At 43.1% G+C, this 22,201-nt stretch carries 14 protein-coding genes; 10 read left to right on the top strand and 4 right to left on the bottom strand.

All coding sequences use genetic code 11. The features are described from left to right. Positions 1 to 30 precede the first annotated feature (30 nt). The 7 genes from ispC (at position 31) to JMX50_RS00595 (ending at position 10,065) form a co-directional block, all read left to right on the top strand. Positions 31 to 1,239 (top strand): 1-deoxy-D-xylulose-5-phosphate reductoisomerase, encoded by a 1,209-nt coding sequence (ispC, locus tag JMX50_RS00625; RefSeq protein ID WP_201628057.1) that lies wholly within the window; start codon positions 31 to 33, stop codon positions 1,237 to 1,239. A gap of 148 nt (positions 1,240 to 1,387) precedes the next feature. Beyond that, positions 1,388 to 2,764: an RIP metalloprotease RseP gene (gene rseP / locus JMX50_RS00620; protein ID WP_201628056.1), complete on the top strand. Its 1,377-nt coding sequence runs from the start codon at positions 1,388 to 1,390 to the stop codon at positions 2,762 to 2,764. Positions 2,765 to 3,027: 263 nt separating this feature from the next. Beyond that, positions 3,028 to 5,466: an outer membrane protein assembly factor BamA gene (bamA, locus tag JMX50_RS00615; RefSeq protein ID WP_201628055.1), complete on the top strand. Its 2,439-nt coding sequence runs from the start codon at positions 3,028 to 3,030 to the stop codon at positions 5,464 to 5,466. Positions 5,467 to 5,651: 185 nt separating this feature from the next. Next, positions 5,652 to 6,668, top strand: a complete 1,017-nt coding sequence (lpxD, locus tag JMX50_RS00610) for a UDP-3-O-(3-hydroxymyristoyl)glucosamine N-acyltransferase (RefSeq protein WP_201628054.1) — start codon at positions 5,652 to 5,654, stop codon at positions 6,666 to 6,668. Positions 6,669 to 6,822: 154 nt separating this feature from the next. Further along, complete coding sequence (gene fabZ / locus JMX50_RS00605; RefSeq protein ID WP_227670482.1) at positions 6,823 to 7,332, top strand: 3-hydroxyacyl-ACP dehydratase FabZ; 510 nt, start codon at positions 6,823 to 6,825, stop codon at positions 7,330 to 7,332. 220 nt (positions 7,333 to 7,552) lie between these two features. Further along, positions 7,553 to 8,332, top strand: a complete 780-nt coding sequence (gene lpxA, locus JMX50_RS00600; protein WP_201565387.1) for an acyl-ACP--UDP-N-acetylglucosamine O-acyltransferase — start codon at positions 7,553 to 7,555, stop codon at positions 8,330 to 8,332. Between the two features lie 380 nt (positions 8,333 to 8,712). After that, positions 8,713 to 10,065 carry a sodium-dependent transporter gene (locus JMX50_RS00595; RefSeq protein WP_201628053.1) on the top strand — a complete coding sequence of 451 codons (1,353 nt, stop codon included), beginning with the start codon at positions 8,713 to 8,715 and terminating at the stop codon, positions 10,063 to 10,065. A 155-nt stretch (positions 10,066 to 10,220) separates the two neighbouring features. Here the strand turns inward: JMX50_RS00595 and tgt are convergent, their stop codons facing one another. Continuing rightward, positions 10,221 to 11,372, bottom strand: coding sequence for a tRNA guanosine(34) transglycosylase Tgt (gene tgt / locus JMX50_RS00590; RefSeq protein WP_201565639.1), 1,152 nt, complete (start codon positions 11,370 to 11,372; stop codon positions 10,221 to 10,223). A 282-nt stretch (positions 11,373 to 11,654) separates the two neighbouring features. On the opposite strand from tgt, the gene JMX50_RS00585 reads away from it, so the two are divergent. Continuing rightward, complete coding sequence (locus JMX50_RS00585) at positions 11,655 to 12,377, top strand: SOUL family heme-binding protein (protein ID WP_201628052.1); 723 nt, start codon at positions 11,655 to 11,657, stop codon at positions 12,375 to 12,377. Positions 12,378 to 12,453: 76 nt separating this feature from the next. On the opposite strand, the gene asd is transcribed toward JMX50_RS00585, so the two are convergent. Next, a complete protein-coding gene (gene asd / locus JMX50_RS00580) occupies positions 12,454 to 13,587 on the bottom strand; it encodes an aspartate-semialdehyde dehydrogenase (RefSeq protein ID WP_201628051.1) in 1,134 nt (377 codons plus the stop codon). Between the two features lie 526 nt (positions 13,588 to 14,113). Between asd and JMX50_RS00575 the strand changes: the two genes are divergently transcribed. Beyond that, on the top strand, positions 14,114 to 15,247 hold the full coding sequence (locus JMX50_RS00575; protein WP_201628050.1) for an endonuclease/exonuclease/phosphatase family protein: 1,134 nt from the start codon (positions 14,114 to 14,116) through the stop codon (positions 15,245 to 15,247). Positions 15,248 to 15,820: 573 nt separating this feature from the next. On the opposite strand, the gene JMX50_RS00570 is transcribed toward JMX50_RS00575, so the two are convergent. Both JMX50_RS00570 and JMX50_RS00565 read right to left on the bottom strand, forming a co-directional pair. Further along, positions 15,821 to 17,239: a peptidylprolyl isomerase gene (locus JMX50_RS00570; protein WP_201628049.1), complete on the bottom strand. Its 1,419-nt coding sequence runs from the start codon at positions 17,237 to 17,239 to the stop codon at positions 15,821 to 15,823. A 198-nt stretch (positions 17,240 to 17,437) separates the two neighbouring features. Further along, positions 17,438 to 20,584: an LPS-assembly protein LptD gene (locus JMX50_RS00565; RefSeq protein WP_201628048.1), complete on the bottom strand. Its 3,147-nt coding sequence runs from the start codon at positions 20,582 to 20,584 to the stop codon at positions 17,438 to 17,440. A 447-nt stretch (positions 20,585 to 21,031) separates the two neighbouring features. Between JMX50_RS00565 and JMX50_RS00560 the strand changes: the two genes are divergently transcribed. Further along, positions 21,032 to 22,141: a phosphotransferase gene (locus JMX50_RS00560; RefSeq protein ID WP_201628047.1), complete on the top strand. Its 1,110-nt coding sequence runs from the start codon at positions 21,032 to 21,034 to the stop codon at positions 22,139 to 22,141. The last annotated feature ends 60 nt before the right edge of the window (positions 22,142 to 22,201 follow it).

Raw genomic sequence — 22,201 nt, 5'->3', positions numbered from 1 at the left:
TCATTTAATTTCACCGTATTATAGGCACAGATGGTTATGACCCAACGCATCGCCGTACTAGGCGCGACAGGCTCGATTGGCGATAGCACGTTAGCAATTTTAGCGGCGCAACCACAGAACTATGAAGTTTATGCCTTATCAGGCTATCACCGTTTAGATAAGCTATTTGCTCTCTGTCAGCAGTTTTTGCCCAAACGCGTCAGTGTGCCGACATCAGCGGTCGATGATTTCGCTCAGCGTCTTAGCGCAGCAGGTTTAAATATTGATGTGGTCGGCGGTGAAGCAGGGTTGGTCGATATTGCAACCGATACGCAAACTGATACCGTTGTTGCGGCTATCGTAGGCGCAGCCGGTCTGCCTTCTACCTTAGCTGCCGCACGCGCAGGTAAGCGTATCTTACTGGCCAATAAAGAAGCATTGGTCATGGCAGGGAAAGTCATGATTAATGCGGTTAAAACGCATCATGCGACCTTGTTGCCTTTAGATTCAGAACATAACGCCATTTTTCAGTGTTTGCCATTAGCGATTCAGCAAGACAATACCCAAGTCCATCAGCCAAATTATGGTGTGCGTAAATTATGGTTGACGGCATCTGGCGGACCATTTCTGCAACAGTCTTTTGCACAGATGCAGCAAGCTAGTGTTGCTGAAGCGGTGAAACATCCGAATTGGTCGATGGGGCAAAAAATATCGGTCGACTCGGCTACGATGATGAATAAAGGGCTTGAGCTGATTGAAGCTTGCCATTTATTTGATCTGCCAGAAAATAAGATAAATGTGGTCATTCATCCACAAAGTATTATTCACTCAATGGTAGAATATAGCGATGGCAGCTTTTTAGCGCAGCTAGGCAGTCCCGATATGAAGACGCCAATCGCCCACGCGCTAAGTTACCCTGACCGTATCGATAGCGGCTCGCAGCCATTGGATTTATTTGCCTTAAGCGGCTTAGAGTTTATTGAGCCTGATTTGCAAAAATTTGCCTGTTTGCGTTTGGCAAGGCAGGCGATGCAAGCGGGTACACAGGCCACGATTGTGCTAAACGCTGCCAATGAGATTGCGGTTGCGGCATTTTTAAACGGGCAAATTCGCCTCACCGATATTGCGGATATTAATGCGCAAGCATTAGATGAGATACAAGTATCGGTATTAGATGAGACTGCCGATATTGAAGATATTTTAGTTATCGATAAAATAGCGCGTCAATATACTGATACGCTGGTGGCGAAGTTGGCCTAAACCTATAAAATTTAGCTATTTGATAAATGCTGTTAAAAAGTGATATCGACAGATGATGCTAAACAGTATGCCAAAAAATGATAGTGATAAACGATGTTAAGAGACAATACTGAGAGCTAATACTGAGAGCTAATACTGAGAAAAGATCATGACGTTTTTATTAACGCTGCTTGCGGCAATATTTGTCTTAGGTCCGCTCATCGCCTTACATGAGTGGGGTCATTACATCGTGGCGCGTCTTTGCGGCGTTAAAGTGCTGACCTATTCTATCGGCTTTGGCCCAAAACTCTTTGGTTGGACCAGCAAAAAGAGCGGTATTGATTATCGCATCTCGGCATTGCCGCTTGGCGGTTATGTCAAAATGCTCGATGAGCGTGAAGGCGAGGTGGCCGCCGATGAGCAGCATCTAGCCTTTAATCGTCAACATCCGCTGAAGAAAATTGCGATTGTTGCTGCGGGTCCTATCATGAACTTTGTCATCGCTATTGCGCTATTTTGGGTGTTGTTTATGACCCCATCAGAGCAATTGGCGACAAAGATAGGGCAAGTATTACCAGACACGCCAGCAGCGATGGCACAGTTGCCCGTTGGTGATAAAATCGTTGCAATCGATGGTCATGAGGTGCAGACGTGGGAAGGTATTAACTATCGTTTGGCGGGGCGTATGGGTGAAACGGATAATGTCAGTGTCACCTTGCAGTCTGATGCAGAAGGTAATAACGCGACCAAAACTTATCAAGCACCGATTAAAGAGTTTATGCAAGGCGATGCGCAAGGCAAAGATGCGTTATCAAGCTTTGGTATGATACCGTGGCAACCAAACATCGCACCAATCGTTGGCGATTTAACGCCCGATGGTGCTGCCAGTCGCCAAGGCTTACAGGTTGGTGACCGCATTACTGCTATTAACGGTGAAGAGATTAGCGATTGGATCAGTGCCACGCGTATCATTCGTGATAGCCCTGAGGCTTTACTGAGTTTCACCGTGCTGCGTGATGGCAAGTCGGTACAGTTATCCATTATGCCGCAAGGTAAAAAAGACAATTTAGGTAACGATTACGGGCAAATTGGTGCTATGGTGGCTCAGTCTGAAATCGTGATTCCTGATGCCTATAAGACTACCGTCGTTTACGGTCCTGGCGAGTCGTTGGTAAAGTCATTTGAGAAGACGGAGCAGTTAGCAGTTATGACGGTGAGCTCAATGGGCAAGATGCTCTCTGGCATGATTGGTTTAGAGAATTTATCAGGTCCCATTACCATTGCAAAAGTTGCCAAACAAAGCTTTGATATTAGCTGGCAGATGGTATTATCTACAGCAGCTTTGATCAGTTTAAGCCTTGCCGTATTGAATCTTTTACCCATTCCAGTATTAGATGGTGGACATATTGTCTATTATGTTATTGAGCTGATACGCGGTAAACCACTCTCTGAAGGCGTGCAAATGGTTGGACTTAATATCGGTTTACTCTTGCTGGCAGGTTTCATGGTGTTAGCAATTGGTAATGATATCAGTCGGCTATTTTGACAAAGGATGCTGTCGCTTGGCAAGTAAGCCGCGATAGGCTAATGGTTGCGCCCTTATCAAGCACTGATGATTGATGCGATACGGTGTTTATTTCATAATGTCGCCACTGTACTAATTTTATTTTTTAGTTTATTTTATGATGCGTTTTATATAAAGTGTCCTGAGTCTCCCACGCTGAAGTTTACGACTTTATGCGAAATGGGCTAGACAACACGTGCTTTTTACCTTAACTTAAGCAAGTTTTTTATTGACGGATAGTGTTTATGCGTACGCCTTTATTTATGAGCGCGGCTGGGTTGCCGTTAGTTGTAGCGATGATGAGTATGCCCGTTCAGGCTGCAGAATTTGTAGTGACTGACATTGGTTTCAACGGTCTACAACGCCTAACTCCTGATAGTCTCTATCCAGTTTTACCTATTACGGTGGGTGATACGGTTAATGATAGTAATTTGGCTGCCAGTATTAAGGCGCTATATGCGACTGAAAACTTCGCCGATATTCAAAGCCGTGTCGAAGGTGGCAAGCTGCGCTTTGATGTCGTCGAGCGTCCTATCATCGCTGAAGTCAACTTTGAAGGCAATAAACTCATCCCAAAAGAAGGGCTTGAACAAGGGCTTGGCAATGCAGGCTTATCTGTCGGTGATGTGCTGAAACAAGCCACGTTGCAAGGCGTTGCCAACGAGCTACAGCAGCAATATATCAGTCAAGGTTATTACAATAGCAATATTGAAGTTGATCAAACTTTATTAGATGGCAATCGCGTAAAACTGGATGTGCGCTTTGTTGAAGGCAAGCCTGCTAAAGTCGTCGATATCAATATTATTGGTAATAAGCACTTTAGTGATGAGCAGATAAAAGACGTTTTTGCGGTAAAAGAGTCGTCATGGACGCGTCTGTTGTCTAAGTCTGATCGCTATGCCAAAGAAAAATTGGCGGCCAGTTTAGAGAATCTAAAAGCCCTTTATCAAAACGATGGTTATGTGCGCTTTTCAGTAGACAATGCCGTCCTTAATATCAGCGAAGATAAAAGCAGTGTGTTTATCGAAGTCAGCTTAAGCGAAGGCGAGCAATATCAGTTTGGTGAAGTGAACTTCTTAGGTAAGCCAACCTTTGAAAACAACGAGTTAAAAGAACTGGTTACTTTTGCACCCAATGAAAAATATTCACAAGCTAAGCTGGATGCTACAACGGCCGCCCTTAAGAGTCGTTATGGTAATGAAGGTTATTATTTAGCCCAAATCAGACCGGTCACGCGTATCAATGATGAGACTAAAGTAGTCGACGTCGATTATTATATTGATCCTGCGCGTCCTATCTATGTTCGCCGTATCAACTTCACGGGTAATATAAAAACCCAAGATGAAGTACTGCGCCGTGAAATGCGTCAGTTAGAAGGCGCACTTGCCTCTAGTGATAAGATTCAACTGTCACGTACACGCTTGATGCGTACCGGTTTCTTTAAAGGCGTCAATGTCGATGTGAAGCCAGTGCCTAATCAGCCAGACCAAGTCGATGTAAATTATACGGTTGAAGAGCAGCCTTCTGGTAGCTCCACTATTGCTGCGGGTTATTCGCAAAGTGGCGGTGTGACGTTTCAGTTAGACTTGACCCAAAACAACTTTATGGGTACTGGTAACCGTGTGAAAGCGGCACTATCGCGTTCTGAGACGCGTGACTCTTATAGCTTGGGTTATACCGATCCTTACTTTACAGAAAACGGTGTTTCGCAAGGTATCAGTGCTTATTATCGTGAAACCAAGTACGATGACAGAAACGTTAGTAACTATGTCACCGATGCTTATGGTGCTACGCTGAACTATAGTTATCCTGTTGATGAAACCAAACGTGTGAGTGCGGGCTTGAACGTTGATAATACGACCGTACGTGGTGGTAGCCGCCTTGGTGTATCAAACGTGCAGCAAATTATGGATGATGGTGGTACGTTTGAGAAGTACACTTTTACTAATGATAAAGGGGAAGAAGAGCTTTCAGGTCGTACCGGTTTTAAAAATGAATATCAAAGCTATAACTTACTATTTGGCTGGGATTACAGCACGTTAGATCGTCCAGTATTTCCAAATAAAGGTATGAGCCATACGGTCGATGCGACCATTGGTCTTGGTGATGCCAGTTATCAGAAATTGGTTTATCGCGGCAATATTTATCAACCTATCTATAAAGATTGGGTGGCGCGCGGTTATACCAAACTTGGTTATGGTAATGATTTGCCATTCTATGAAAACTTCTATGCCGGTGGTTATGGTTCGGTACGTGGCTATGAAGCCTCAACGCTTGGGCCTAAATCGCAAAGCTACTATGATGCCGTTAGTGATAAACCAGGCTCATTGAAACCAGAAGAGATTGGTGGTAATGCGTTGGTTAGCTTTGGTACAGAACTGATTTTACCAATGCCATTTAAAGGTGATTGGGCAGATCAGGTACGTCCGGTACTGTTTGCTGAAGGCGGTCAAGTATTTGATACGACAGATAAAGAAGACCGCACCTTCATTGATCCGGCTACTGGAAAAGATACCGGTGTACCATTATTAACCCAAGATAATAAGATGCGTTTTAGTGCTGGTTTAGGTGTCACTTGGTATACGCCAATTGGTCCGATTTCTCTCAGTTATGCAGTGCCGATCGGTGACAAAGAAGGCGATGAAACTGAAAAAGTTCAGTTCCAAATTGGTAATACTTTTTAATACCATGAAGCCATGTAACGATAATCCATGTAACATAAGTCATGTAACGATGTTTAATTGCTTTAGTTTATGCAGCTAAATAAATTAATAGACAATTAAACTTTAGCAGGTAGCCAAGATGATATCTCAACTTGGCGACCATCTTATTCATACCCATACTAACAGTCACTATACTAATAACAATTATGATAACGATTGAGCAACTCATCACTCGGATTGAGCAGCGTCAGCCTGTTCTTAACAAGGGCGAACTTAGCGCTGCGCAATTATGTCTAAATTTAGACGGTGTTGGTAATTTAACGACCGCCAATCCGCAGCAATTAAGTTTTTTAGCCAATCCGCACTACCTTCCTAGCTTAGCAAACAGTCAGGCAGGGGCAGTGCTGACCACGGCAGAACATCATGATAAAGTTGCCAAAACTGCCGTTGCATTAGTCGTTGCTGCGCCTTATTTGGCTTATGCCAGCGCCAGTCAACTTTTTGCTCACCAGCCATCGAAAAGCGGTATTCATCCTAGCGCCATAATCGCTGAAAGCGCAGTGATTGGTAATGGAGTGACCATCGGACCTTTTTGTGTCATTGGCGAACAGGTGCAAATTGGTGACCGTAGTATGCTTGAGGCAAATGTGGTTATCGAAGAAAATACCACGATTGGCAGCGATTGTGTGCTCAAATCGCAAGTGGTCATCGGACACGATTGTGTGCTTGGTAATCATGTAAGATTGCATGCTGGGGTTAGCGTAGGGGCTGAAGGTTTCGGCTTTGCCCCTACGAGTAACCCTAGTACTACTGGTTGGGAGCGTATTGCTCAGCTAGGACGTGTGGTGATTGGCAATCATGTTCGGATTGGGAGCCAAACCTGTATCGATCGCGGCGCTATTGATGATACGGTTATTGGCAATCATGTTATTATTGACAATCTTGTACAAGTCGCCCATAACGTGCGTATCGGTGATGGTACCGCCATCGCGGCGCAAACTGGTATCGCAGGTAGTACGACGATTGGCAAGCGCTGCATTATAGGGGGCGCTGTTGGCATTACTGGTCACATTGACATTACTGATGATGTGACATTATCTGGCATGACCATGGTGACAAAATCCATCACAAAGGCGGGCTCATACTCTTCTGGAACAGCAGCCATGCCGACTGCCAATTGGCGGCGCGCAGCGGTACGTTTTCGCCAGCTTGGTCGTGACTAATCCAGCATAACCGGTACAGCATAACTATTACAGCGTGATTAGTACCTGACAATGAATGCTTAATTAACACGACAATCAATTATTTATAAAGTTTAAAAACACAGCAACGCTTAAAGACAAAGTAAAGCTTAGCATACAGCAAGGAAGCCCCATTATGAGCATAACTGATATTGATAGACCTACTGATGAAGACATTAAAAGTTTGGCGGAACAAGGTTTAACATTACCCTTAACCTACCATACCCTAAAGCATTATCTGCCGCATCGTTATCCATTTATGCTGGTCGATAGAGTAATATCTTGTACCCCTGGCGAATGTATTACCGGTATCAAAAATGTGACCATTAACGAAGAGTTTTTTAATGGGCATTTTCCTGATGAGCCGATTATGCCAGGTGTCTTGATGGTTGAGTCGATGGCGCAGGTATCCGGTGTTCTTGGTTTTATCAGCGCCGGTTTGACGGCAGAAGACGGTTATCTGTATCTGTTTGCCGGGGTGGATAAAGTGCGTTTTAAGCGCCGTGTTATCCCTGGTGACCAGCTGATTATCCGTGCCAAAACCGTGATGCAAAAGCAGGGTATTTATAAGTTTGATTGTACCGTCCACGTCGAAGATGAGCTTGCTGCTAGTGCTCAGATTATGATTGCACGTCAGGAACAATAAAGTATTTCTATAGACGTTGCGCAGCGGGTCGGTGAGATTGTTTAGACCTGCTGGCTGCCGCGAATAGTAAAGATTAGCGTTATATTTATATTTTAGACAGAATAATAGTTTTAGACACAGTGTTTTTTAAACAGAGCTGGTATTAGGGTGATTATTAACGCTAAACTGTCTGTATTTGTTTTACCATTTACTCGCATCAGATGATACAAAGGCCCTCATTATGAGTCAGATCCATCCAACAGCACTCATCTCACCGTCCGCTAAGATTGATGAAACTGCCACCATTGGTCCTTATTGTATTGTCGGTGATGAAGTTTCCATTGGCGCCCATACGGTTTTACACCGTCATGTGGTCGTGGCAAGACTGACGCGTATCGGTGCGTACAACCAGTTTTATCAGTTTGCCAGCATCGGTGAAGACCCACAGGATTTAAAGTACGCTGGTGAGCGTACGTGGCTTGAGATTGGCGATCATAATACCATTCGTGAGGCCTGTAGCTTACACCGTGGTACTGAGCAAGACGGCGGCTTGACTAAGATTGGCAATCATAATCTTTTGATGGTCAATACCCATATCGCCCATGATTGTTTAATTGGCGACCATAATGTGTTGGCCAATAACGTTGGCATTGCAGGCCATGTGACCATTGGTAATCATACGATTATCGGTGGTAATTCCGGTATTCATCAGTTTTGTACTGTTGATGATTATAGCTTGGTGGGTGGCGCAAGTCTTATTCTAAAGGACGTGGCTGCTTTTACCATGGTATCTGGCAATCCTGCGAAAGCACATGGTCTAAATGTCGAAGGTATGCGCCGTAAAGACTGGTCTAAAGAGACGATTGATGTCTTGCGTCAAGCATACCGTACTGTCTATCGTTCAGGCTTAACGACGGCTCAAGCGCTAGAGATATTAAAAGAAGAGCTGTTACCACAAGAACCAAAAATTGCATTGTTAATCGATTCGCTGCAAAAAAGTCGCCGCGGCGTTGTGCGTTAATATCATTTAACTAAATATAGAAGCAGTCGCTAGAAGCAATAGCTGAGACCAATATCAAGCAGCCATATATAGAACATATATAAAAAATGCTGCAACTTACATCTTACATATAAGCCTGAAACCGGTAAACTCTTGTAAGTTGTTCTTAGAAATATAAAAAGCCATAACTATTAGTTATGGCTTTTTATATTTATCGCTACTTGACTTTTTTGGTTGCTTAGCAGAAACTGAGCGTTTACGATATTGTAAACAATTCTTTCATAATGTTGCTAGACGTGTCACATTGACCCGTTAATTAAATTACCGCATAAAATAGTGGGTGATTTATAATAATCAAGGAAGATTATAAGTAACATTAATTGAGGCATGAGGAAGGCAAAATGGCTATTAATAAACAAGAACATGCTCAGTGGAGCTCAAGTTTTGGCTTCGTACTGGCAGCAGTAGGATCGGCAGTTGGCTTAGGAAATATCTGGAAATTTCCCTATATGGTTGGGGAGAGCGGTGGTTCAGCTTTTGTTATCGCCTATTTATTTTGTCTTGCCCTTATTGGTTTTCCAATTTTGGTTGCAGAATGGTTGATTGGTCGCCGCGGGCAAAAAAACCCTATCAATACGTTTTCTGATGTCGCGGCAAGCGAAGGCAAATCGCGCAGTTGGGGTATTGTTGGTGCGACTGGTATCTTAGGTGGTTTTTTAATTCTATCGTTTTATAGTGTCATCGGTGGTTGGGCGCTTAACTATATCACCAAAGTTGGCTCAGGAAGCTTTGCGGGTCAAGATAGTGACTCTGTCGCTGCAACCTTTGATGCGATGTTGGCGTCAGCGGGCACCTTAACTATTTGGCATACGGTTTTCATGGTCATTACCGCCTTGATTGTTGGCGTGGGTGTGACGAAGGGTATTGAAAACACCGCCAAAGTTCTCATGCCATTATTGGGTGTGATTTTATTCGTTATCGTCGGTTATAACGTCATGAACGGCGGTTTTGGTGAAGCGGTTAATTATCTGTTTGCTCCAGACCTTAGTAAGTTAAATGCCGACGTCATGCTAGCGGCACTTGGACATGCTTTCTTTACGCTGTCTATCGGTATGGGTATTATGGTAGCTTATGGCTCTTATCTGGGTCGTGATGTCAATCTATTAAGCACCGCGCGTACGGTGGTAATTTTAGATACCGTGATTGCCTTGGCTGCTGGTTTGGCCATTTTCCCAATCATCTTTAACAATGGTCTTGATCCTGCTTCAGGCCCTGGTCTTATCTTTGTCAGTCTGCCAATCGCGTTTGGTAGCATGGGTGCTGGTGCCGTCATTGGTACATTGTTCTTCTTATTAATTACCTTTGCCGCCGTGACGTCATCAATCTCGTTACTTGAGCCAACGGTTGAGCTTTTAGAAGAGCGTACGCCAATGAGCCGTACGGTATCGACCATCGTGGCCAGTATTGCGGTTTGGTTACTAGGTATCGCAGCCTTGTTGTCATTTAACTTATGGGCTGACTTTACCATTATGGGTAATGGTATTTTTGATGTGCTAGACAAACTGACCAGTAAATTCATGTTGCCTTTGACCGGTCTTGCGGCGATTATCTTTGTCGGTTGGCAAATGGATCAGCGCAGCATCCAGCAGGAGCTTGGATTGTCGAATTTCACTTGGCAGTTATGGCAAATCGTTGCTAAATTCATTGCACCTATCGCGGTAATCATCGTTTTTGTGACCACTTTAATGAGCTAATGGATGGACTTTCTCTTACTTATTATAGTATTAATATTCTAAGTAATAAAAATTCCAGCTAAACAGAAAGGGCTTAAGATTAATCTTAAGCCCTTTTTGTTTGTTAACTAATCTAATCAATAGCCGTTAAGTGTCTCGAATAGTCCTAACAACGCCTAACGTAGATTAAGTTCAGGAACCGTTTGTCCGCGTTTACTATAAAATTCATTCACGAATTCATCAAAGGTATCTTGTTCAATCGCGTCTCTGATACCTTGCATCAAGCGTTGATAGTAACGTAAGTTATGAATGGTCGCCAATTGCGCGCCTAGCATCTCTTTACATTTATTAAGATGTGATAAGTAGGCGCGGCTGAAGTTTTGGCAAGTATAGCAATCGCATTCAGGGTCTAATGGGCCTTCATCAGTGCGATATTGGCTGTTGCGTATACGTACCACGCCTGCGTTTTCAGCATCGCCTGCGACAAAGTAATGACCATTACGCGCGTTACGGGTCGGCATGACGCAATCGAACATATCGACGCCGCGGCGTACGCCTTCAACGAGGTCTTCAGGCTTACCAACACCCATCAAATAGCGCGGCTTGTCAGCTGGCATATCATCTGCAATATAATCTAAAACGTCTATCATCTCTTCTTTTGGCTCGCCAACAGACAAACCACCGATGGCATAACCATCAAAGCCAATCTCAAGCAGACCTTCAAGTGATTGCTTACGTAAATCGGCATACATACTGCCTTGGATAATGCCAAATAACGCATTGGTATTGCCAAGTTTATTGTGTTCATCAACGCAGCGCTGTCCCCAGCGTAGTGATAACTCTAGAGATTTTTTCGCCTCATCATGAGTAGCAGGATAGGGCGTACACTCATCGAACTGCATGACGATATCTGAGTTCAAGCTATATTGAATCTGCATCGATTTTTCTGGCGATAAAAATACTTTTGCGCCATCAATAGGAGATTTAAAGTTAACGCCTTCTTCGGTAATTTTACGCATCGCACCCAGACTGAATACTTGGAATCCGCCTGAATCAGTAAGGATAGGTTTATCCCAATGCATAAATTTATGCAGACCACCAAATTTATCAATGATATCCGTACCGGGACGCAGCCATAAATGAAAAGTATTGCCCAAGATAATATCAGCGCCAATCGCTTCGATATCACGAGGTAGCATACCTTTAACGGTACCGTAAGTACCTACAGGCATAAAGGCTGGCGTTTGTACATCGCCATGATTGAGATGAACCGTACCACGGCGCGCACGCGTGATGCCGCTGGCCGTTTTATGTAAGACAAATTGCATAAGTTAACCGCTATTTAAGCTAATAAAATAGCGCCAATTATAGCATTGTTAGGCATTTTTTTGGACATCGATATTTAAGGTAGTGTCAATTTGAATAGATAGCAAAAGAAGCTATAAAATAGCCTAAGCATATTTAAAGTTAATTTAAAAGATTAATCTTTTTTATTGCCACGCTATAACCAAAAGACACAGACAGTTCTGCCAAGATATTGCTACAGTAAATAAAGAGCTGCTGCAAATTAAATAGTATTGAAGCCTATTTTTGCACGGCGGAGAAATAATATGAGCAAAGCAACCTACCTATCATCGAAACATTCGCTTTTAAATGGAACGCTATTAAGTGGCGTGTTATTAACCAGTACATTATTGCTACCAGGAGCAGCTATGGCAACCGAAGAGCCAAAGTATACGATTTTGTCGCAAACAGATGAGTTTGAATTGCGTCGTTACGGTGAGCAGTTGGCAGCACAGACTTGGGTATCTGGTGACCAAAATGAGGCCAGTCGTAAAGGGTTTAAGATATTAGCAGATTATATCTTTGGTAATAATACGGCATCAAACGGGGAGAGTAGTAGAATCAGTATGACAGCACCCGTCGCCATGAAGTTTGAAGCAAAGCAATCTGACACTAAGAAAAATGGCGCGTCGCAAAAAATCGCGATGACAGCACCTGTGTCTATTAAACAAGAGCACCAGCAACAGACTGATGATAAATGGCGCGTACAATTTACCATGCCAAGCCAATACACTATGCAGACGCTACCCAAACCTAATAATCCAAATATCGAGATTGTAGAAGTGCCAACGCAAACTTATGGCGTTATTAAGTTTTCAGGATTGGCTGGTGCTGAAAAGGTTGCTGCTAAAACTGAGGAGTTGCAATCTTGGATGCAGGCGCAAAAATTAACCATAACAGGTACACCTGAATTGGCACGTTACAATCCACCTTGGACACTACCGTTTCTGCGTCGCAACGAAGTGATGATTGCTTATCAATCCAAATGACCCATTCATAACAAAAATGACTCAAAAAAAAGACAGCAAGCGCTGTCTTTTTCTATTTAAGCTTAAGCCAATTAATTTAGCTGTTTTGCTCGCGGATGATATTTAGCATACGGCGTAATGGCTCAGCTGCGCCCCATAACAACTGATCACCGACAGTGAACGCGCCTAGATATTCAGGACCCATATTAAGCTTACGCAGGCGTCCTAATGCGACCGTCAAAGTACCGGTCACTGCTACAGGTGTTAAGCGGTTGATAGTCGCTTCTTTATCGTCTTCGACCACATCTAACCATTTATTACCGCTGTTTTTCAATGCCGCTTCGATTTCTGCTAGCGGGATGTCCTTTTTAAGTTTAATCGTTAAACCTTGAGCATGACAGCGCATGGCACCCACGCGGACACACATACCGTCGATAGCAATCTTATCTGCTTCAGAATTACCAAGGATTTTATTGGTTTCAACGCCGCCTTTCCATTCTTCACGTGACTGTTTGCTTTCTAACTGCGCGTCGATATAAGGGATCAAGCTACCTGCTAGTGGTACGCCAAAGTATTGCTTTGGAAAGTTATCTGAGCGCTGAGTTTGGGCGATTTTTTTATCAATCTCAAGGATGGCGCTGGCAGGATTGGCAAGCTCATCTTTAACGGCATCATGGAGTACGCCCATACCTTCGATAAGCTCGCGCATGTTGTTGGCACCAGAACCACTTGCTGCTTGATAGGTCATGGCGCTGACCCATTCGACCCAGCCTTTATTAAATAACTCACCAATCGCCATGAGCATCAGTGACACGGTACAGTTACCACCGATAAAGTCTTTTTTGCCATTTGCAAGTGCGCTATCAATGACACTGCGGTTGACGGGGTCAAGAATAATGATGCTGTCGTCTTCCATGCGTAAGGTGCTTGCCGCATCAATCCAGTAGCCAGTCCAACCGCTATCGCGGAGTGGTTGATGTACTTTTGAGGTGTAGTCGCCACCTTGGCAGGTAATAATCACATCACAAGCAGCAAGTGCTGCAATATCATGAGCATCTTTTAGTTGGCTGGTCTTGATACCATCAAAGCTTGGTGCGTCGCCGCCGGCGTTACTGGTTGAAAAAAACACCGGTGTCATACCGTCAAAGTCTTTTTCTTCACGCATACGTTGTATCAATACTGACCCGACCATACCGCGCCAGCCTACCAAGCCTACTGTTAAATTACTCATGAAACTTAATCCTTTTTACAATAAATTGTTGCATCGCCAACCAATAACAATGCCGTGAATAGCCCCAAAAAGCAAGGTTTTTTAGAGAATTTACAGTGTTTTATAGACAGTAAGTATGATGTTCACTATCACGCTGAGTGATAATTATAAATATAATTTCAATAAAGCTTGCAGCTTATTATGCAGCGAACTATTTATGACAGTTATTGTTTAGCAAAGTGGCCGTTTATCAAGCGCTTTAGATTGTAACTTTTTATAGTGGCTATGGCGTAATTCATGTTCAATAGTAGGCGTTGGACTTCTGAAATGCTAAAGTAAGCAGCTATTACTCAACTTGATATTAGATTTTTGCTATGAGCAGTTTGGGTAGTGGCGATTTAGGCAGCAACAATTTAGATAACGAGGGTTTAGATAGCAAGGGTTTAGACACCAACAAATTGAATCCGGTCACTGTCAGTTAGTGCAAACAGTTAATTAATAAAATCATTGGCTTCACCATTCATTTAAGAAACGGTCGATACACATTATGGATTTCTCCCTATTATATTATGGCGCGCAGTGGTTAGCGGGGCTAATTGCATTTGTTACCATTTGGGGCTGGCTACCACTTGATAATTGGTGGGTGCGTGGCGTTGAGTTTCCACGTATCCAAATCATGATATTGGGCATCATTGCATGGGTCGGTATGCTGGCATTTGGCTCGGAATGGCAGCTTGGGCAGTGGCTGCTATTTATCGTTTTGAGCATCACTTTGGCCTTTCAGCTGCGTATGGTATTGCCCTATACCAAACTGTGGAAAAAAGAAGTAAAAAATGCCAAAGATAAGCCGGAAGTTCAGGAGTGTCAGTTAAAAATCATGGTCTCAAATGTGTTGACCCCTAATGATGAGACCCAAAAACTGGTTGATTTGGTCAAAGACAAACAGCCTGATATCTTAATAACTTTAGAAACCGATAAGAAATGGGAAACAGCCCTCAATCAAATTGAAGCAGATTATCCTTATACGGTAAAAGTTCCATTAGACAATCTGTATGGGATGCACCTGTACTCCAAGCTTGAGCTGATAAATCCTGAAGTGAAGTATTTGATGATAGACGACATACCATCTATTCATACGCAAATGCGCTTGCAAGGCGGACAAATCATTTGGCTATACTGCTTACACCCGATGCCACCAAGCCCGACAGAAGCGGATAAGTCTACGACCCGCGATGCAGAGCTGCTGATGGTTGGAAAACATATTAAAGAGAATAACCAGACCGCTATCTTGGCGGGTGATTTAAATGATGTTGCTTGGTCAAAAACTACCCGTCGTTTTCAGCGTATCTCGGGTTTGTTAGATCCACGTATCGGGCGCCATTTTATCAATACCTTTCATGTTAAGTACCCATTTTTACGCTGGGCATTAGACCATATTTTCCACAGTGCTTGCTTTACCGTGGTCGATATCAAGCGCATGCCGTCTATCGGCTCTGATCATTTTCCGGTGATGACGACACTACAATATGAGCCAGAGCAGGCGAGTAAACAAGAAAGCAATGCGCCTACCGAAAAAGCAGAGGATGTCAAAGAGGCAAAAAATACCATCGAAGCGGGCAAGAAAGAGGGCTGCAAAGTATCAAAAGAGCACGCAGAAGCAGAAGAAAAGAGCGATTGCTAAGATGGTTCAAGCACTTTTATAAAGGGCTCGCATTAAACGATTGCGACGTAAGCAAATGCTTACGCTAAATAAGGTCATTAGCCTCTATGCTCTCTCAATCAATTGGCCTAGAATACAACCATCAACACAAGGATACGCAAGGATGTAGTGTTGAGGCAGTACTAATAAAAGCACAGGTCAGCCCGCTGTCTTATAGAGTACTGTTTGTGACTTAGGATGAGTCAACACGGAAGAGATAATAACAATAATATGAAACGCCATAGCCCTGAACCCATCGCCCTAGGTTCGGGGCTTTTCTTTGTGTGCGATTTTTTATCATTATTTGAAAATATTATAGCGCGCTACTGTTATAAATTTTCCTTCCTCGCTTTTTATGCCTATACCTATGCAGAGGCTGCGTAAAATTTATACTCGTTGTACTGTGTTTATTTTATGGTGGATTAAGTATGGAATCAAAAAGTAAGCATATTTGAGTTAACACTATTTCTTATTCGATAAAAAAGGGCATATGCATTGGCATATACCCTTTTTTTATAAAGCACTTTAACTCATACTTGATTAACTTAATCCTAACTAACCAAGTACCTGAATGTAAGCGCCGGCACGTAACTCTTGTAGCCAATCTTCTTTGGCTTGTGGGGCAAGACGCTGATATAGCGCTTGACGTGCCATATTACGACGATACTCATCGCTGACATCTTGTTGACGCTTACCTTCGACTTTTAAGATATGCCAGCCAAATTGCGTTTTGAATGGTGCAGAATAATCGCCGACCGCAGTATTTTTCATCATCGCTTCAAACGGACCAATCATTTGCTCTTCACCAACCCAATCCAAATCGCCACCGCGTCCTGCTGAGCCGGGATCATCTGAATAAGTCGAGGCTAGGCTAGCAAAGTCAGCGCCATTACGTAATTGAGCATAGAGATCATTAATTTTTTGTTCAGCAAGGGCATCCGTTTGCAGCTCATCGACTTTGACTAAGATATGGCGCGTATTCCATTGCGGTACTAGCATGGTATCACTGGATTTTTTATCAGCCAGTTTGATGATATCAATCCCTTCAGGCGTAATTAAAGGTGCACTCACTGCACCGACCTCAAGTTTGGTGATTTCGCTTGCCAGTTCAGTCGGTAAGGCTGCCGCTTTATGAAAGCCCATATCGCCACCTTGCAACTGAATAGGATAACTGCCTTGGCTTGCTGCGATAGCTTCCGTCACATCAACATTTGGTGCTTGCAGGCGTGTACGTAGACGCTGCGCGACTTTTAATGCCTCATTACGTTGGGCCTCTGACAAGCGGCTATAATCATCCATATATGGGATACGCACATGGACAGTTTGATATTCGCTTTGACTTAAACGCTTGGCTTCAGGAGATGCCAAAAATGCATCGATATCTTGTTCACTGATACGTACACGGCTAGAGATTTGGCGTTGTTGCAAGGCTTGGATAGCGGCATCTTCAATCAATTGCGCGCGTAAGGTGGCATAGCTGCCCGGTTTTGCAGCGTCTAAACGTTGCTGCAGCGCACCAATGCTATTAAGTCCTTCCGCTTGGGCGATTTGAGCCAAGCGTTGATTGATCGCGGCTTCATCAGGATTTAATCCAACACGTTTGACCAAAGATAACTGTAATTCGCGCAAGATAAGAGCGTTTAACACTTCAGACTGTAGCTGTGCTGAATTGGCAATCGGTTCACCAGCCGCTTGAGCACGTGCTTGGGTTTGCGCGATAGCAGCGATTAAATCACTTTTTAAAATAGCATTTTCATTAACCAATGCAATGATGCCGTCTGTACTATTGGCAGGCGTCAAACGGTTCACGCTATTTTGTCCAGCTGCGGCATTTGTTTGAGCTGCTTGGGAGGCTTGTGCTTTTGCAGGCTTCACGGTTGCTGCTTGTGCGCTAAAACTTAGGGCAATAGCGCCAGTCATAGTCATAGAAAGCAATACAGCTCGGCTAGTTTGACCTAAAGAAAAAAATCTCATGATGCTCCTCATCAATGTCATTGCATCGGATGGTAATCGGTTAAGCCTCTTGACGATACTTTGAATATTCAAGTAGCGGCTAAGGTTGTCTATAATAAATAGGGTAAAAACAATGTTATAGACTGTTATATCACAAATAACAGTCTATAAATAATGCCATCAATCATACGTTAATCTAATCGTATAGACGATGCTTTATTAATCCTTCCATGCGCTTTGAACGGGCTCAAATCCTAACACTTTATCAGAAAGCAAGCGCGTTAAACGGCTGCTGCCGCTACCAAGACCGTTAAGTCTGATTTCTGCCATAATCGCTTGCGTTGGTTTGTCTTTGATATTTAAGTCATTATAGTAACGACGACCATAAACGGCAAAACCAAAACAGCAATCCTCATAATCGACACCAATTAACGAATCAAGCATCTTATCACGATTATAATCATACTGACCTTGCGCCAATACGCGCCAGTTATTATTAATAGGGAACACGGCTGACGCGGTAAATGCTGACAAGGGTAATTGGTCGGTGTTTTCATCACGCATACGCTTCACAAAACCGACGTTAAATAAGCTGTTGTCAGACGGCTGATAACGTAGCTCGGTGGTGATATAGTTTAAATCATAGCTATTGGTAAGGGCGCCACTCATGTCTATCCAGACGTTATTATAAGGCTGAGTACTGGTATCCCATACCATTCCTGAAGACGATGACGTCAGGATAGGTTTATCTTCATCAAGGGTTACGCGTCCATCATCGATGTAAAACTGCTCTGCAATGCTACCATCAAAACGTGTCACACCCGTTGCATCGATGTAACGATAATTAATACCAGGTGTAAAGGCATGCAAATCTTGCAAACGGTCATGCCCTAAAAACCAGCTGTCCGAAAAAAGCTGCTCATAGTTAATAGAGGCAACACGGGTATTAAAGTTAGGAATCTCGTTTTGGTCTTTATAGGGCGAATAGGTGTATTTTAAGCGTGGACTTAATAAGCGATAACCGCCCAAGGTATCGTCAAATGCACCAAAAGGTGATCCAGCTTGGTAAAAATGCAAACCGGCGTCAATACTGGCCTGTGGCACCAATACTGACTGGCTGCCATCGTCTTTATTAAGCTCGTTATCTGCTAAGCTGTCTTCATCATAAGAGGTATATAAATGCTGTAAGCTGAGCTTAGGTTTAATATAGCCCCAAGATCTTTCCATGGGGTAAACGGCGCTGAGTTTATTATAAATCCGCGTACCACTTTTTTCATTTTCAGAGCCGTCATCGATAGACTTTTTAAAATAAGCGGTATCACTAACGCCGGTGATATCAAAGCTTTTTGCCCACGGTAAACGATAATCAAGCTTGAGCTGCGGCAAGCGCGAATAAGGCTTATCTTTATCTTGTAATACCTGCCCATTATTGGTGATAGCATCTAGTGTCTGAAAAGTTTCTACCTTTAACTCGCCATTGACATAATCGTTATAGTAATTAACCCGCGCACGGCGTGGTAGGTTTAAGGTATTGTCTGATAAACCTAAGGTATCAAAGTCATTGAGATAGTCCGCATCAGATACATAACTGTATTTTGCATCACCACTTAAGCGCGGAATGCTTTTAGATGACCAATAATGTTCATAAAACAAACTGCTGCGATCTTCGCCGTCATACTCTTTATCATTGGGCAGATATGAGCCATTAAAAATACCTTCGCCATATTCTTCAGTCAAATAACGAAATTCACCTGAGAGCATCGGGTTACGATTGGTATAAACACGGGTATTAAGCGTCGCATCATAGTTCGGCGCTAAATTAAAGTAATAAGGTACATCAACCTCAAGACCACTTTCACTACTGATACTAGCATTGGGCAGTAAAAACCCGCTACTGCGTCGATTATCTATAGGAAAGTTAAAATAAGGCAAATAGAAGACAGGCACATCAGCGATACGGAAGGTCGTATTGTAAGCTTCGCCGCGACCGGTTTCGGTATCTAAGTCGATACTTTTGGCATCAAACTGCCATTTTCGGTTGGTGGGCGGGCAAGTGCTGAACATCACCTCATCAAGCTCGTATTGTGTCTCATTCGGTCGGTTTAAGCGCTTGGCATAACCGTGTGCTTGTAGCTCTACACTGGCAAAGGCCACGTCTTTGGCCGTTGATTGTCCAGTCTCAGTATTATAGTTTAAGCTGTCAGCAACCCCAATGAGACCACCTTTTGACGCTTTATCCGTAAGGCTGGTCTTATTATTTTTGGCATTATTGTTTTGAATATTTCCAGCTTGGGGTGGAATAGTGGATGGGTTACTATTGGCAGTGGCTTGATCGGTAAACATCACTTTACCTTGCGCTGCTGCCACGCCATTGGTCAAGTCTAGAACAATCTTGTCCGCTTCGATATGCTGAGTGCCTTGGTCAACAATGACATTGCCTGATAGCTCTGCATAATCGACATTATCATAGTAACCATAATCCGACTCGGCAAATAGCGGTGCTTGATTATTCGGAATGCCATTTAGATTGGGTGCTGGCTGGCCATTGCTTGCACCTGTTTCATTAACGGCTCGTTGATAATTGGGGTTTTTCTTGGGGTAGACCCATTGACCTTCGCAGCGTTGGGCGCTGTCAATGGTATTTGGTAGCAGCTTTAAGTCGTTGCCTACGGCCGAAATGGTTTGCGCGGTAAACGTATTTTGAAGAGCGCTTTGATTGCTATTTGCTACATTAGCATTGCTATTATTGTTTAACGTTGCAGGGTCAGTTTCAGGCGTTAATTCATAAAATTCTGCCAAGCGTCTGAGGCTTTCTTGGATACTTTCATCACTGTTGTTAACTTGGCGGTTGTTAACTTTAGTCGCAGCTGTAGTAATATTATTTACTGGCGCAGCGGTATTATTTTGATTGTTGTCATTAGCATTGGCATTATTACTATCATTGCTGTCATTAATTTCTGTGACATCTATACTGGCATTATAATTGTTATTATCTAAAGCATCATCATTGCTAATCGTAGGATTAGTGGTTACAGAGTTATTTGTCCCTATATGATTAACACTAGCTGCTGCATTTTCTATTGCTATATTGCTAGTTAATCCATTGGTATTGTTATAGCCCGTATTTTGCTTGTAATCGCTTTGATAGCTGATGTCTTGATTGACGGTATTAATATTATTATTGACATTTTTATTAGCGTCAGCTGCAACCTTTGGGGCATAAGCGCTAGCGACCGCTAACGGCTCAGTGGTCTGCGTATCTATCTGTGCATCATTATTAATAGCGGCACTGACGGCTAGGCTTGATAAGCCTAAGGCGCCAAATAAAATCAAACGGATGCTTTGGTAAAGCGGAGAATATAACAAGGGCACACCTATGTATGATTGTAGAGCCTATTGGATTGCGAACATTGGATTACTAGGAGTATTTTAGCGATATTTAACGGCTAATAAACCAGTAATTCATACGATAATCTCGAAAATCAGAACGTTTTACATATAATGACGACTAATCATAGTCAAAAAAAACCAAATCAGCTACACTATTTAGCAAAATTTATAATATAGCTAAATATAACTGGGCGAGCTATTGTTAATAGACAGCTCAGATAGTAGCTTATAGTTATTAGCTTATATACAGACTAGATCTATACTGAGTAATATAATATGGCTCGATGCATTAATTAACTTGCTTACAGCCGAAATTAATTTGCTTAGAGCCGTTGTTAGGCTAAGCCAAGCGCTCCCTATTTTAACAACTATTTGCCCCACTTATCACTACTTTAGTCATTTACGACTGATATTTAACCTGCGATGTTTTTTATGACCGATAAAACTATGTTAGAACCTAGCGTACCCGCTACTCGCCAGCAGCAATTAGAACAATGGCTGCAAGAAGTATTTGCCAATCAACCATTCATTCTTGATAGTCTGCCCGGTGACGCCAGCGCACGCCAATATCACCGTATCCAGCTACTTGACAATAATGAGGTAGAAACGGCGCGCTATATTGTCATGGATTCTGCTGATGAACAAGAGGCGTTGCAGCAGTTTATTAATGTGGCAAAACTGATGTCACCGGCAATCAATGTCCCAACGCTGGTTGCCCAAGATATAGAAAAAGGCTTTTTGGTATTACAAGACTTTGGGGCGGTAGAGTTTGCGCATCTATTAGTAGATGCGCCGCCTGTGCAGATTAATGATTATTATCAATTGGCGATGCGTACCTTAGTTGCGCTACAAACCGTGCCAGTAACCACCGCAAAAGCTGATCATCAATTGCCAGATTATGATACGGCACTTTTAACCCGTGAGATGGATTTGTTTAGCGAATGGTTTATCCCTTATATTGGCGTGGAGCTTGAAGAGACGCTATGGGAAAATCTTAAAGCTGCTCTGATAGCTGAGATTTTGGCACAGCCGCAGGTGATAGTGCATCGTGATTATCACAGTCGCAACCTTATGCAAGACCAAGCAGATCATACGCGCTTAGGCGTCATTGATTTCCAAGATGCGGTAGTAGGCTCGTATACCTATGATTTGGTATCGTTAGTACGAGATGCCTATGTAGAATGGCCGGAGAGTCAAATCACAAGTTGGGTGCAGGATTGTTGGCAATTACAAAAGCAGGCAGGGCTTGTGACCGCTGATAATGCGGCTCAGTTTGAAAACGATGTAAATGTCATGGGTGTACAACGGCATTTAAAAGTGTTGGGTATTTTTATCCGTTTATTTGAACGTGATGGAAAGAGTCGCTATTTAGCCGATATTCCAAAAGTCATGCGTGACCTGATTTTTGAGCTAGAATGGCTGGCAGAATACGGCAATCCTGATATGAAGAAGGCAGTTAGCCCGTTTAATGAATGGTTGCGAGAGGTTATCTTGCCTGCTTATCAAAATAAATTTGTGCAACAATATATCTAAATAGCATTAATAAAGTAAAAGTGGTTAAAACATCAACCGCCTTTATAGTGTTTAAAAGTC

It is taken from the genome of Psychrobacter maritimus (assembly GCF_904846345.1).
GTDB classification, from domain to species: domain Bacteria; phylum Pseudomonadota; class Gammaproteobacteria; order Pseudomonadales; family Moraxellaceae; genus Psychrobacter; species Psychrobacter maritimus.
Note: the sequence above shows the minus strand (reverse complement) of the source record. Positions and strands in the feature narration are given on the sequence as shown.